Origin of the sequence: Streptomyces formicae (assembly GCF_002556545.1) — a bacterium.
GTDB lineage: Bacteria > Actinomycetota > Actinomycetes > Streptomycetales > Streptomycetaceae > Streptomyces > Streptomyces formicae_A.
The window spans coordinates 6,129,581-6,143,342 of sequence record NZ_CP022685.1 but is presented as its reverse complement, the minus strand read 5'-3'; the positions used below and the strand labels follow the sequence as shown (position 1 = coordinate 6,143,342).

General features: G+C 72.7%; 8 protein-coding genes. 1 reads left to right on the top strand and 7 read right to left on the bottom strand.

Annotated features, from left to right (window positions below; translation table 11 throughout):
* Nucleotides 1-147 precede the first annotated feature (147 nt).
* Nucleotides 148-489 (bottom strand): hypothetical protein, encoded by a 342-nt coding sequence (locus KY5_RS26960; RefSeq protein WP_098244654.1) that lies wholly within the window; start codon nt 487-489, stop codon nt 148-150.
* A 163-nt stretch (nt 490-652) separates the two neighbouring features.
* Entirely contained in the window at nt 653-2,920 is a 2,268-nt protein-coding gene (locus tag KY5_RS26955; RefSeq protein ID WP_199843258.1) for an ATP-dependent DNA helicase UvrD2, read from the bottom strand.
* Nucleotides 2,921-3,013: 93 nt separating this feature from the next.
* Between KY5_RS26955 and KY5_RS26950 the strand changes: the two genes are divergently transcribed.
* Nucleotides 3,014-3,253, top strand: coding sequence for a mycoredoxin (locus tag KY5_RS26950; RefSeq protein ID WP_098244652.1), 240 nt, complete (start codon nt 3,014-3,016; stop codon nt 3,251-3,253).
* Between the two features lie 29 nt (nt 3,254-3,282).
* Here the strand turns inward: KY5_RS26950 and nudC are convergent, their stop codons facing one another.
* From nudC to KY5_RS26925, 5 genes are all read right to left on the bottom strand, one after another.
* On the bottom strand, nt 3,283-4,230 hold the full coding sequence (nudC, locus tag KY5_RS26945; protein ID WP_199843256.1) for an NAD(+) diphosphatase: 948 nt from the start codon (nt 4,228-4,230) through the stop codon (nt 3,283-3,285).
* A gap of 87 nt (nt 4,231-4,317) precedes the next feature.
* Entirely contained in the window at nt 4,318-5,721 is a 1,404-nt protein-coding gene (locus KY5_RS26940) for a dipeptidase (RefSeq protein ID WP_098247501.1), read from the bottom strand.
* A 10-nt stretch (nt 5,722-5,731) separates the two neighbouring features.
* Nucleotides 5,732-9,391 carry an ATP-dependent DNA helicase gene (locus KY5_RS26935; protein ID WP_098244651.1) on the bottom strand — a complete coding sequence of 1,220 codons (3,660 nt, stop codon included), beginning with the start codon at nt 9,389-9,391 and terminating at the stop codon, nt 5,732-5,734.
* A gap of 83 nt (nt 9,392-9,474) precedes the next feature.
* Entirely contained in the window at nt 9,475-10,179 is a 705-nt protein-coding gene (locus KY5_RS26930; RefSeq protein ID WP_098244650.1) for a hypothetical protein, read from the bottom strand.
* Between the two features lie 149 nt (nt 10,180-10,328).
* Nucleotides 10,329-13,664 carry an ATP-dependent helicase gene (locus KY5_RS26925; protein ID WP_098244649.1) on the bottom strand — a complete coding sequence of 1,112 codons (3,336 nt, stop codon included), beginning with the start codon at nt 13,662-13,664 and terminating at the stop codon, nt 10,329-10,331.
* Nucleotides 13,665-13,762 lie beyond the last annotated feature (98 nt).

Here is a 13,762-nt window from a genome sequence, read left to right as displayed (position 1 = left end):
GTGCCGGCCTGGGTCGGCCGGTTGGCGGCTGGTACCGGGTCTTTCTCTTGGCCCCTTCACTCCGTTCTCCCTGTTCTGGGGAAAACAGAAGGGCCGCGGATCCCGGGTGGGGTTCCGCGGCCCTGAAGGCGCCGGTCTGATCGAGGATCAGACTGGATCACTCCAGGGTTCGAGCCCACGGAAGGCCCACATCGTGTGGTGCTGCGTCGTCTGCTTCCGGAATCCGGCACCGGCTGCCGCAAAGGCATAGGCCTGAGCCTGCGCCTCCGCTACTGCTGCTTCCGGTGCCTTGGTCGGTCGCTCATTGCCCTCATTGGCCTCGACGATCGGGAGACCGGCGAGAGGCAGGGCGGGGGACATCGGACGCACGGCGGGGATGCCGCCGGACAGACCGGTGCCCTGGTTCGAGAAGCCGAGCAGGCAGGAAGCGACGACCGAGCGATCGGTCATTTTGACGGTGCTGATGAAGCTCTCGTTGATGCTGATCACTGGAATTCGCCTCCTCTCGGCGTCTAGGGGATCGACCGGGGTCGATCCTGCGGACTGTCAAGTACAGCACGGAACCGGGGCTTCGGAGAAGCCGCCGTTTCCGTGTTAAGAACCTATGGGTCTTCCTTGCGCATGCGCAAACTATTTTTTCGACGAGTTTGAATCATTCTTCATCGGCGCCCCTTACACAGTCCTGACCTGCGCAAATAGCGAGGACGTCGGCTCCGAAGCGGTGGAACTTACGGACGCCGACTCCCGGGATCCGGGCCAGCTCGCCCTCGTCGTCCGGCACGGCCTCCGCGATGGCGATCAAGGTTTTGTCCGTGAAGACGCAGTACGCGGGCTGTCCCAGGCGGCTCGCCTGCTCCGATCGCCACTCCCGCAGCCGCTCGTAGAGTCCTTCGTCCATGTCGGAAGGACAGTCTTCGCACCGCATGAGCTTCATCTCGCCCGCCTCGGTCAGCGTCCGCCCACAGACCCGGCAGCGGGCGGGCGTGCGGCTCTTGCGCTGCCGACGGCCCGCGAGGGCTCCGGTGCCCTCGCCGCCGCTGCCGCGCTCGACGCCCCCGGGACCACCGCCCGCGGCACGCGCCGCCGCACCCGCCCCCGAGCCCGGGCGCAGGCCGTCCATGAAGCGGCTGGGACGGCGGTTCGGACGGCCGCCGGGGGAACGGGAGAGGGCCCAGGAGAGGGAGAGGTGGACGCGGGCGCGGGTCACGCCGACGTACAGGAGCCTGCGCTCCTCCTCGATCTGCTCGTCGGTCTTGGCATAGGTGATCGGCATCATGCCCTCGGCGAGGCCGACCAGGAACACGGCGTCCCACTCCAGGCCCTTGGCCGCGTGCAGCGAGGCCAGCGTGACGCCCTCGACGGTGGGCGCGTGCTGAGCGTTCGCCCGCTCGTCGAGCTCTGCCACGAGGTCGGCGAGGGTCGCCTCCGGCTTGGCCCGCGCGAAGTCCTCCGCGAGGCGCACGAGCGCCGCGAGGGACTCCCACCGGTCCCTGGCCGCCCCGGAGCCCGCCGGGGGCTGGTTCGTCCAGCCCTTGGTGGAGAGCACGGCCCGGACCTGGGAGGGCAGGTCGACCACGTCGTCCAGGAGGGCGTCGTTGCCCCCGAAGCGGGCCGCGCCGCGCAGGGCCGCGCCCGCCTCCCGCACCTCGGTGCGCTCGAAGAACCGCTCGGCGCCGCGCAGCTGATAGGGCACCCCCGCGTCGGCGAGCGCCTGTTCGTAGATCTCCGACTGCGAGTTCGTACGGAAGAGGACCGCGATCTCGCTGGCCGGGACGCCGTCGGCGAGGAGGGCGCGGATGCGGCGGGCCGCGCCTTCCGCCTCGGCGGGCTCGTCCGCGTACTCGACGTAGACCGGCTCGGCCCCGGGGTCGCGCTGGGAGATCAGCTCCAGGCGGTGGTCGGCGGCGCGGCCGCGGGCCTGGGAGAGCAGGCCGTTGGCCAGGTGGACGACCTGGGGCGTGGAGCGGTAGTCACGGACCAGCTTGACGACGGTCGCTCCCGGGTGGCGGGTGCGGAAGTTCAGCAGGTGGTCGGGGGTCGCGCCGGTGAAGGAGTAGATCGTCTGGCTGGCGTCGCCGACGACGCAGAGGCTGTCGCGCTCGCCGAGCCACAGCTCGAGGAGGCGCTGCTGGAGGGGGCTGACGTCCTGGTACTCGTCGACCACGAAGTGCTGGTACTGGGAGCGGATCTGCTCGGCGATGTCGTGCCGGTCCTGGAGGATGCCGACGGTGAGCAGCAGGACGTCCTCGAAGTCGATGACGGCGCGGTCGCGCTTGAGGTCCTCGTACGCCGCGTAGAGCTGGGAGATCTCGGCCGGGTCGCGCGGGACGTCACGGCCGGACTTGGCGGCGGCCGCGGCATAGTCCGCCGGGACGGTCTGGGTGACCTTGGACCACTCGATCTCGCTGGTCAGGTCGCGCAGCTCATTGCGGTCGAGCCGGATGCGGCAGGCGGCGGCCGCGTCCGCGACGAGCTTGATCTTGCGGTCGACGATGCGGGGCAGCGAGCCGCCGACCGCTTTCGGCCAGAAGAACTGGAGCTGACGCAGGGCCGCCGAGTGGAACGTGCGCGCCTGGACGCCGGAGGCGCCGAGCTGGCGCAGTCGGCCGCGCATCTCGCCCGCCGCGCGGGCGGTGAACGTGACGGCCAGGACGCTGGCGGGCTGGAGGATCCCGGCGCGCACGCCGTAGGCGATCCGGTGGGTGATCGCCCGTGTCTTGCCCGTCCCGGCACCCGCGAGGACGCACACCGGCCCGTGCAGGGCGGTGGCCACCTCGCGCTGCTCCGGGTCGAGCCCGGCGAGCACCGCGTCGGCAGAGTCCGGGACCTGCGGGAAGAGAGTGGAGTGCGTTACTGATGTCACCCTGCCATGCTGCCAGGTCGCCGGAGACGGGTGAGCCGCTTGTCCACAGGCAGCCACGACCGGTCGTACTAATACGGGAATGGTGGCCGACTCGCGTACGTTCGATTGATTGCGAAGACGCACCCCGAGCGATGAAGGAGCACACGAGAGATGCCGGGCACTGTGACGATGTACAGCACCACGTGGTGCGGCTACTGCCGCCGCCTCAAGGGCCAGATGGACCGTGAGGGCATCGCGTACGAGGAGGTCAACATCGAGCAGGACCCGGATTCCGCGGCCTTCGTCGAGAAGGCGAACGGCGGGAACCAGACGGTCCCCACCGTCCTCTTCCCGGACGGCTCCACGCTCACGAACCCCTCGCTCGCGCAGGTCAAGCAGAAGCTGGCCTGATCAGGCGGGAGCCGGGCCGAGACCTCGGCTCAGCCCACGGTCCCCGGCTTCGGCAGGGGCTTGCCGTACCAGAGCTCGATCAGACGGGCCGCAATCGAGATTCCGTAGGGAGGCAGGACCTCCCCGGACTCGAATGCGGCCCGCAGGTCTTCCCGGGAGAACCAGCGGGCCTCCTGGATCTCCTCGCCGTCGACGTTGATCTCCGAAGAGGTCGCGTCGGCCATGAAGCCCAGCATCAGGCTGGAGGGGAAGGGCCAGGGCTGGCTGGCGACGTACTCGACGTCGCCGACCGTGACGCCCGCCTCCTCGAAGACCTCCCTGCGCACCGACTGCTCGATGGACTCGCCCGGCTCGACGAAGCCCGCGAGGGTGGAGAAGCGGCCCTCGGGCCAGTGCACCTGGCGGCCCAGGAGGATGCGGTCCTCGGCGTCCCTGACCGCCATGATCACCGCGGGGTCCGTTCGCGGGTAGTGCTCGGCGCCGCACGCCTGGCAGCGGCGGATGTGGCCCGCGGCGGCGATGACCGTGCGCTCGCCGCACCGGGAGCAGAAGCGGTGCAGGCGCTGCCAGTTCTCCAGGGCGACGGCGTGCACCATCAGGCCCGCGTCACGCGGTGAGAGCAGCAGTCCCGCCTCGCGCAGTCCCGCGGGGCGCGCGGACTGGTCCATGCGGCCCGGCAGGGTGTCCTTCTGCAACGCGAAGTAGCTGACGCCGTCGTCGTCCGTGCCCAGGAAGTAGCGGTGCTCCTCGGTGAGGGGCGCTTCGAAGGCGGGCGTCATCACCAGTTCCGTGGCGCCCTGCGGTGTCTCGTCGATGAGCACCTGACCACCGGAGACCACGAAGACCCGGGTCGTCGGGTGGCTCCAGGCTGCGGCGAGCCAGGCCTCGTCCATGCGGTGGTGGGCCGCGCGGTCGATGCCGCTGGGCGCGGTGAGCGAGACGGGCCGGTCTGCGGTGCGGTCGGTCCAGGTGGTCACAGGTGCTTCCAACTCCCCCGATGGAATGGGTGGTTCAGCAGGACGTGCTCAGTGGTCCGCCGGGCGGGCTCGGCGATCCGGGGACTCTCAGTGTGCATCGCGCCAGTTCTCCGCCAGGTCGCCCCACAGGTAGGCGGTCGTCTCCACGCCCTTGAGGAGCAGGTCGATCTCGACCTTCTCGTTCGGCGCGTGCCAGCCGTCGGAGGGGACGGAGATGCCGAGGAACAGGACGGGCGCCCCGAGGACGTCCTGGAGGTCGGCGGCCGGTCCCGAGCCGCCCTCGCGCGTGAAGCGGACCTGCTGCTCGAAGGCGCGTCCCATCGCCCGGACGACGGACCGCAGCGCCGGGTGGTCGAGCGGGGTCAGGCACGGGCGCGTGGCGGCACCGAAGGTGATCGTGTGCCGGATGCCCGCGGGCATCCGCTCGGCGACCCAGGTGCGCACGGCCTCCTCGACGCGGTCCGGGTCCTGGCCCGCGACGAGCCGGAACGACAGCTTGAGGAACGCGGACGACGGGACGATCGTCTTGCCGCCCGCTCCCTGGTAGCCGCCGCCGATGCCGTTGACCTCGGCGGTGGGGCGGGCCCAGATGCGCTCCAGGGTGGTGTGCCCCGCCTCGCCGTGGGTCGCGTGCGACTTGGCCGTACGCAGCCAGCGCTCCTCGTCGAAGGGCAGCTCGGCGAAGAGCTCGCGCTCGCGGTCGGTGAGTTCCGTGATGCCTTCGTAGAAGCCGGGGACCGCCACGCGCGCGTGCTCGTCGTGGAGGGCGGCGACGAGGCGGGCGGCCTCGGTGGCGGGGTTCGGGACCGCGCCGCCGAAGGAGCCGGAGTGGATGTCCTGGTCGGGTCCGCGCAGTTCGATCTCGCAGTCGGCCAGGCCCCGCATGCCGGTGCAGACGGTGGGGGTGTCCTCCGACCACATGCCGGTGTCTGAGACGATCACCGCGTCGGCGGCGATGCGCTCGCGGTGCTCCTCGATGAGCGCGCGGAAGTGCGGGGAGCCCGACTCCTCCTCGCCCTCGACGAGCAGCTTCAGGTGGACGGCGGGCGCGGTGCGGCCGGTGGCCGCGAGGTGGGCGCGGACACCCAGGGTGTGGAAGAAGACCTGGCCCTTGTCGTCGGCGGCCCCGCGCGCGTACAGCCGGTTTCCCTGGACGACCGGCTCGAACGGGTCAGTGTCCCAGCCGTCCTCGCGGGCGGCGGGCTGCACGTCGTGGTGGCCGTAGACCAGGACGGTGGGGGCCTGCGGGTCGTCCGAAGGCCACTCGGCGAACACGGCGGGCGCGCCCGCCGTCGGCCAGACCTCGACGGTCGGGAAGCCGGTCTCCTTGAGCTTGGCGGCGAGCCAGTCGGCACTGCGGCGCACGTCCTGGGAGTGGTCGGGCTGGGCCGACACGGACGGTATGCGCAGCCACTCGGCGAGGTCGTCGAGGAAGGCGGCACGGTGGTTCTCGATGTACGTACGGACGGCGCTGTCCGGTGTCTCGCTCATGGTCACGAGCCTATCCGCCATCCGGGGTCGGCTCTTCCCGCGGTTCGGCGTCCGGAGCGGTGTCCGGTTCTTCGAGGAGCAGGCGTTCGAGCTCGGCGCGGCCCGGCAGGTTCCGGGGCCGCGCGGTCTCGCCGCTGCGCACGTACAGGAAGGCGGCCTTCACCGACTCCAGGGGCACGCCCTGCTGCTCGGCCCAGGCCAGCCGGTAGACCGCGAGCTGGAGGGGGTCGGCGCTGTGGGTGCGGCTGGTCTTCCAGTCGACGATCTCGTACGTCGTGTCGTCCCCGTCACCGTCCTTGTAGACGGCGTCGATGCGGCCCCTGACGACGCGGCCCGCGATCACGAACTGGAAGGGGACCTCGACGCGGTAGGGCGTGCGGTGGGCGTACTCGGTGCGCTCGAAGGACTCCTTGAGGGCTTCCAGGTCGCGCTCGTCGGCGATCTCGGCCTCGTCGGGGCCGCCGCCCGGCAGGTCCTCCGGGGCGAGCATCGGCAGCGTCAGCGCTTCGAAGCGGGACTCGATCCAGGCGTGGAAGCGGGTGCCCCGGCGGGCCGCGGGCTGCGGCGGGCGCGGCATGGGGCGGGCCAGCTCCTGCGCGAACCCTTCGGGGTCGGCGGCGAGGCGCATCAGCTCGGACGCGGTGAGCGAGGGCGGCACGGGCACGTCCCTGACGGCCTCGCGGGCGCGCAGCAGCTCGCCGGTGAGCGCGTCCAGGTCGCGGTCCCAGGAGGCGAGGGTGCGGGCCTCCTCCGGGGTGAGGCGGGCCCGGGGCCCGTCCGGCGCGGGGCGGGTGTCAGGGACGCGCTCCGCGGGGTGTGGGCGGGCGTCGGGCGCGGTTGCGGGCAGCGGTACGCGTGCGTGGCCGCCGTCGGCGGGGGCGCCGGGGCGGGCGGTCTCGGCGCCGGGGGCGTCCGCGGGGTGCGGGACGGCCGGGCGCTCCTTCGCCAGGGAGTCCCAGTCCACCGGGTCGGCGTCGTCGGGGTAACCGGGGTCTTCGTGACCACCCTCTCCGTAGGAGCCCGCTTCGGCCCCTCCGCCCTCTTCTTCGTCCTCCGGAGGTGGCGGTGGCCACTCGGGGTCGTCGGCCGGGGGCACGTCGTCGTGTGCCGACGGGTGGGCCTCCTCGTGGGAGCGGGCGTGCTCGGGCGCGCTCTCCCCCGTCAGGCGGTCCAGGTGGTCGAGGACCGTCCGCGCGGCGGCGCGGCGGCGGGCCAGCGAGGCGTCGTCCAGCGGGAGCGGCCAGGCCCGGTCGGCGGTCGCCTCCTCCAGCGCCGGGTTCTCCTCGTCCTGCTCCGGTTCGTCCGCCCAGACCTCGATCTCGCCGTGGCCCGCCGCGCAGTGGTCGTGCAGGGCCTGGAGGAAGTCCGAGGGGCCGCGCGGCTTCTTCTGGGAGGGGCCCCACCAGTGGCCCGAGCCGAGGAGCAGCGAGCGGGGGCGGGTGAACGTGACGTAGCCGAGGCGGAGTTCCTCGGTGCGCTGGTGGTCCTTCATCGCCTCGTGGAACGCCTTCATGCCCTTGGCGTCCCAGGCGTCGATGTCGGGCAGCGTGGCCGCGTCACCGCGCAGCTCGTGCGGCACGACCTTGGCCTGGGCGGTCCACTTCTCGCGGCCCTGTGCGCTCGGGAAGGTGCCGTTGACCAGGCCGGGGACCACGACGACGTCCCACTCGAGGCCCTTGGACTTGTGGGCGGTGAGCACCTTGACCGTGTTCTCGCCGCCCGGCAGGGCGTTGTCGAGGCCCTTCTCGTACTGGGCGGCCGTGCGCAGGAAGCCGAGGAAGGCGAGCAGCGAGGCGCCCTGGTCGTTGGCGGCGAAGGACGCGGCGACGTCGAGGAAGTTGGAGAGCGTCTCGCGGCGGCGGGCCGCGAGGGCGTGCGGCGAGGCGGAGAGCTCCACTTCCAGGCCCGTCACGGCCAGCACGCGGTGCAGCACGTCCATCAGGGGGTCGGACAGCGAGCGGCGCAGCTCGCGCAGTTCGGCGGCGAGCCGGGCGAAGCGCACCCGCGCGTCCGCCGAGAACGGCAGCCCGTCGTCCCCTCCGGAGGGGTCGTCCGCGGTGAGCGGTGTCTCCAGGAAGGTGTCCAGCGCGTCCGCGAGCGATATGACCTCGGCCGGGTCGACCCCCTCGACGGCCTCGGCGAGGCGCCGGTCCGGGTCGTCGGGGGCGGCGTGCCCGTGTCGTACGAGGAGGCGGGCGCGGCGCCCCAGGAGGGCGAGGTCGCGGGCGCCGACGCGCCAGCGGGGTCCTGTCAGCAGGCGCACCAGGGAGGCGTTGGCCCCCGGGTCCTGGAGGACCTCGCAGACGGCGACGAGGTCGGCGACCTCCGGCAGGTGCAGGAGTCCGGAGAGGCCGACGACCTCCACGGGGATGTCGCGGGCGACGAGGGCGCCCTGGATCTCGCCGAAGTCCGTCGCCGTGCGGCACAGGACCGCGATCTCGCCGGGCGCCTTGCCGGTGCGCACCAGGTGGGCGATCGAGTCGGCGAGCCAGTCGATCTCCTCGGCGTGCGTGCGCAGGAGGGCGCAGCGCACCACGCCGTCGCGCTCGGCGCCGGGCGCGGGCCGCAGGGCCTCCACGCCCGCGTGCATGGCGCGCAGCGGCTCCGCGAGGCCGTTGGCCAGGTCCAGGAGGCTGCCGCCGCTGCGGCGGTTCTCGCTGAGCGCGTGACGGGTGGCGGGGCGCCCGTCGGCGTACGCGAAGTGCTCGGGGAAGTCGTCCAGGTTCGCCACGGAGGCGCCGCGCCAGCCGTAGATCGCCTGGCAGGGGTCGCCGACCGCGGTCACCGGATGGCCCGTGCCGCCGCCGAACAGGCCGGACAGGAGGATGCGCTGGGCGACCGAGGTGTCCTGGTATTCGTCGAGGAGGACGACGCGGAACTCGTCGCGGAGGATCTCGCCGACCTCTCCGCGGGTGCGGGCGAGCGTCGCGGACAGGGCGATCTGGTCGCCGAAGTCGAGGAGGTCGCGGGAGCGCTTGGCGGCGCGGTAGTGGCCCACCAGCTCGGCCAGTTCGAGGCGGGCGGCCGCCGTCTCCGGGACCTTGCGCAGGTCGGCGTTGCTGAGCTTGGCGTCCGCGAGGGCGCGCAGCAGTTCGGTGTCGTACTGGCGGAGGCGCTCGGGCCGCACGAGGTGCTCGGCGAGCTCGCTGTCGAGGGCGAGGAGGTCGCTGACGAGGTCGGGGAAGGACCGGGTCAGCGCCGGGTAGGGTCCTGGCGCCTCGCGCAGCACGCGCGCGGCGAGCTGGAAGCGGGTGGCGTCGGCGAGCAGGCGTGAGGTCGGCTCCAGGCCGATGCGCAGGCCGTGGTCGGTCAGGAGGCGGCCCGCGAAGGCGTGGTACGTGGAGATGACGGGCTCGCCGGGAGGGTTGTCCGGGTCGACCGCTTCGGGGTCGGTGACGCCCGCCTTGACGAGGGCCTGGCGCACCCGCTCGGCGAGCTCGCCCGCCGCCTTGTTCGTGAACGTCAGGCCGAGCACCTGCTCGGGGGCGACCTGTCCGGTGCCGACCAGCCAGACCACGCGGGCCGCCATCACCGTCGTCTTGCCCGACCCCGCTCCGGCAACGATCACCTGCGGGGCGGGCGGCGCGGTGATGCAGGCCGTCTGCTCCGGGGTGAACGGGATGCCGAGGAGCTCTTTGAGCTGCTCGGGGTCGGTGATGCGAGGTGGCACGTCAGAGAGGCTAGCGGTGGCCACTGACATCCGGGACGAAACCGGACGTGGGCGGCCACCGCTCGCTCAGGGCACGCGTGGGGTCAGGAACCCGCGGCCAGCTTCTTCGGGTCGACGACCTCGCTGTCCGCCGGGGCCTTGACGTCGACGGCCTTGCCGTAGTCGCTGAAGGTCACGGTGCCGGGGCCTTCGCTGCCCTTGTTCACGACCTTCAGGAAGTACGGCTTGCCTTCGAGGGCGACGTAGAAGGTGGTGGTCTCGCTGCCCTTCTTGCGGGTCAGGACGGCCGCCTTCGCGCCGCCGACCTCGGCGTCGTCGCCTCGCTTCAGCTTCTTGAGGTTCTTGTTGCTGAACATGTCGTCCGGGTTGCAGACGGGCTTGCCCCCCTTGTTGGACTGCTTCATCCAGCGGCCCTTGAGGAGCTTGGCAGCGCCGCCACCACCGGTGGTGGACTCCCAGAACTTGTCGTCGCCCTTGGTGTACGAGAACTCGCCGGAGGCCAGGAACTCGGCCTTGCCCGTCTCGGCCGAGCCCATCGTGCCCTTGCAGTCACCGGACTTGGCGACGGCGAACTCGATGTCGCTCGTCTGTCCGCTCTGCTTCATCTGGCCCTTCATCCGGTAGGACCCCGCGTCCTTGGACGCCTTGGAGGCCTTCTCGGCGATCTTGTCGGCGCTCATGCCGTCGAAGGGGTCCTTGTCACCGTCGCTGCTGCAGCCCGTGACGCCGATGACGGCGGCGGCGCAGGCGGCGGCGGCCACTGCCAGGAGCTTCCGGTTGGCTGCCATGTGTATGTCTCCTCGGAAAGGTGCACGATCGGACGGTCCGCTGAGTGCACTGTTCAGCTTTACCGAGACCTTAGATGGCCTGTGAGCCTGCTATGAACGCGGTCGGCCCACCGTGACTTCCACCACCAACCGCACACGTGTAGCGCGGGTCACTCCACGACCTGTCGGCCCTCCGGGCGCGCGCTGCACGAGGCGCGGAAGGCGCAGTGCGTGCAGTGCTGGCCCGTGGTCGGTGTGAAGCGCTCGTCCAGGACCTTGCCCGCGGCCGTCGCGAGGAGGTCGCCGATCCACTCTCCGGAGAGGGGCTCCTGGGCCTGGACCTTGGGCAGGGCGTCGCCGCCGTTCTTCTTGGCGGCACCTTGGCGCAGCTGCACCAGTTCGGCGCCGCCCGGTTCGGGACGTACGCCTCCGAAGACGTCGTCCGCGGCGCCTTCGCGGACCGCCAGCTGGTAGACGGCGAGCTGCGGGTGGCGCGCCACGTCGGCGGCGCTCGGTGCCTGTTTGCCGGTCTTGAAGTCCACTACGTAGGCGCGGCCTTCCGCGTCCTGCTCGACGCGGTCCATGGAACCGCGCACCCGCACTTCGTAGGGACCCGCTCCGAGGGTCACGTCGAAGCCGTGCTCGCTGGCGAGCGGGGTGCGGCTCGCGCGGTCCATCACGTGCCACTGGAGGAAGCGTTCGAGCGCCACGCGCGCGTGCTCCTTCTCCTGCGACGACTTCCAGGGCGCGTCGAAGGCGAGCGCGTCCCACACCGAGTCGAGGCGCTCCATGAGGACGGCGAGGTCGGCGGGCGTGCGTCCGGACGCGACCTCGTCGGCCAGGACGTGCACCACGTTGCCGAAGCCCTGGGCGGCGGTCGCGGGCGCGTCCGCCTTCACCTCGCGGCCAAGGAACCACTGCAAGGAGCAGGTGTTGGCGAGCTGGTCCAGGGCGCTGCCGGAGAGCACGACCGGCTTGTCCCGGTCCCGCAGGGGGACTTCGCTCGCCGTCGGCTCGTACATGCCCCACCAGCGGTAGGGGTGCGCGGACGGCACGAGGGGGCGCCCGTCGGCGTCACCGAGCGCGGCGAGCTTGGCCAGGCGCTGGGCCGCGCCCTCGCGCAGGGCCTCCGAGACGCGCGGGTCGACGGTGGTGGCGCGCAGCTCGGCGACGAGCGCGGCGACCGACAGGGGGCGGCGCGGGCGGCCCGTGATGTCCCGTGGTTCAACGCCGAGTTCGGTGAGGAAGCGCGACGGCTGGTCGCCGTCGTCCGCCGGTGCCTTGACCGCGGTGACGACGAGGCGCTCACGCGCGCGCGTGGCGGCGACGTAGAACAGACGGCGCTCTTCGGAGAGGAGCGCTCCTGGCGTGAGCGGTTCGGCGAGGCCGTCGCGTCCGATGCGGTCGGCCTCCAGGAGGGAGCCCCGGCGACGCAGGTCGGGCCAGAGGCCCTCCTGGACGCCCGCGACCACGACGAGGCGCCACTCCAGGCCCTTGGCGCGATGCGCCGTCATGAGGCGTACGGCATCGGGGCGCACGGCCCTGCGGGTGAGTGTGTCCGCGGCGATGTCCTGCGCCTCGGTCTCCTCGAGGAAGTTGAGGGCGCCTCGGCCGCCGGTGCGCTCCTCGGCGCGGGCCGCCGCCGCGAACAGCGCGCACACCGCGTCGAGGTCGCGGTCGGCGTTGCGTCCTGACGCGCCGCCGCGCCGCGCGGTGCGCTCCAGGCGCTTGGGCCACGGTGTGCCGTCCCACAGCTCCCACAGCGCCTCCTCGGCCGTACCGCCGCCCGCGAGGCGCTCACGGGCCTTGCGCAGCAGCGCGCCGAGGCGCTGGGCGCCGCGGGCGTACGTCGGGTCGTGCGCGACGAGCCGCTCCGGCTCGGCGAGGGCGCGGGCCAGCAACTCGTCGGAGGGCGGCGGCAGGTGGTTGCCCGCGGCGCGCTCCTCCTCGCGCAGCGCACGGCCGAGTCGGCGCAGGTCGGCGGCGTCCATGCCCGCCAGGGGGGAGGTCAGGAGGGTGAGGGCGGTCTCGGTGTCGAGCCAGGCGGGCACGGTGCCGGTGTCGGCGGTGGCTTCGGCGCGTGGGGCGTCGGGTCCTTCCTCCAGCACCGCCGTCGCCACCACCCGCAGCGCCGACAGCAACGGCACCACCGCGGGCTCGTGCCGCAGTGCGATGTCGTCTCCGTCGATGTCGAGGGGGACGCCCGCCGCGCTGAGGCTGCGCCGGACCGCGGGGATCGTGCGGGCGCCCGCGCGGACCAGGACCGCCATGTCGCTCCAGGGGACGCCGTCCTCCAGGTGCGCGCGGCGCAGGATGTCCGCGATGTTGTCGAGCTCCGTGCCGGCCGTCGGGTACGTGTAGACCTCGACGCGGCCGCCGTCACGGACCGGCGTCGGCTCCCGGTGGACCCGCACCTTCTCGGCGGGCAGCCTGGTCAGCGGCATGCGGCGGGTGAGCAGCCGGGTCGCGGCGAGCAGCTGTGCGCCGGACCTGCGCGACGTCGTCAGGACCTCGACGGGCGCCGGGGCGCCGTCCGCGCGCGGGAAGGCGTACGGGAACTCCAGGATGCCGTTGACGTCGGCGCCCCGGAACGTGTAGATCGACTGGTCGGGGTCTCCGAAGGCGACCAGGGGCCTGCCGCCCCCGGCGAGCGCGTGCAGCAGCCGCACCTGGGCGGGGTCCGTGTCCTGGTACTCGTCCACGAAGACCGCGTCGTACTGCGCGCCGAGCACCCGTGCCACCTCGGGGCGGCGCGCGAGGAGCACCGCGCGGTGCACCAGTTCCGCGTAGTCGAGCACTCCTTGCATGTCGAGCACGTCCAGGTACTCGGCGAGGAAGGACGCGGCGGCGGCCCAGTCGGGGCGGCCGCTGCGCCGGGCGAAGTCGTCGAGGGCCGCGGGCCCGAGACCCAGCTCGCGGCTGCGGGCGAGCACCGCGCGCACCTCGTCGGCGAAGCCGCGGGTGGTGAGGCAGGCACGCAGTTCGTCCGGCCAGCGGATGTGCGCGCGGCCCTCCTGCGCGAGGTCGAGCTGGCCCGCGAGGAGCTCGCGCACCGCCACGTCCTGTTCGGGCCCGGAGAGCAGCCGCAGCGGCTCCACGAACAGGTCCGCGTCCTGGTGGGCCCGGACCAGGGCGTAGCAGAAGGAGTGGAACGTGGTCGCCTGCGGGGCGCGCGCGGCGCCGACGCGCAGCGCCATGCGGTCGCGCAGCTCCACGGCGGCCTTGCGGCTGAAGGTGAGCACCAGGATCCGCGCCGGGTCCGCGCCCTCGGCGACACGGGCGGCGACGGCCTCCACCAGCGTGGTCGTCTTGCCGGTGCCCGGTCCCGCGAGGACGAGGAGCGGCCCGCCCCTGTGGTCAACCACCGCGCGCTGACGTGCGTCCAAGCGAGGGGGATCCAGCCGGTCGGGCAGGGTACGCACCAGTCGGTAGGCACCCGGGGTCCCCTGTCGCACCTGGTGGTGCGATGGGTGTCGGATGTGCCGGGCGGAAGAAGGGGAGCTCACGTGGGTCGCCGGTCCTGGTGGGGGTGCTGGTCGATGAGCGGCCGGGCGGTGGCCGAGGGATGACGGGGATGCGTGCTGTCGACGCTACGCCAGTGGGT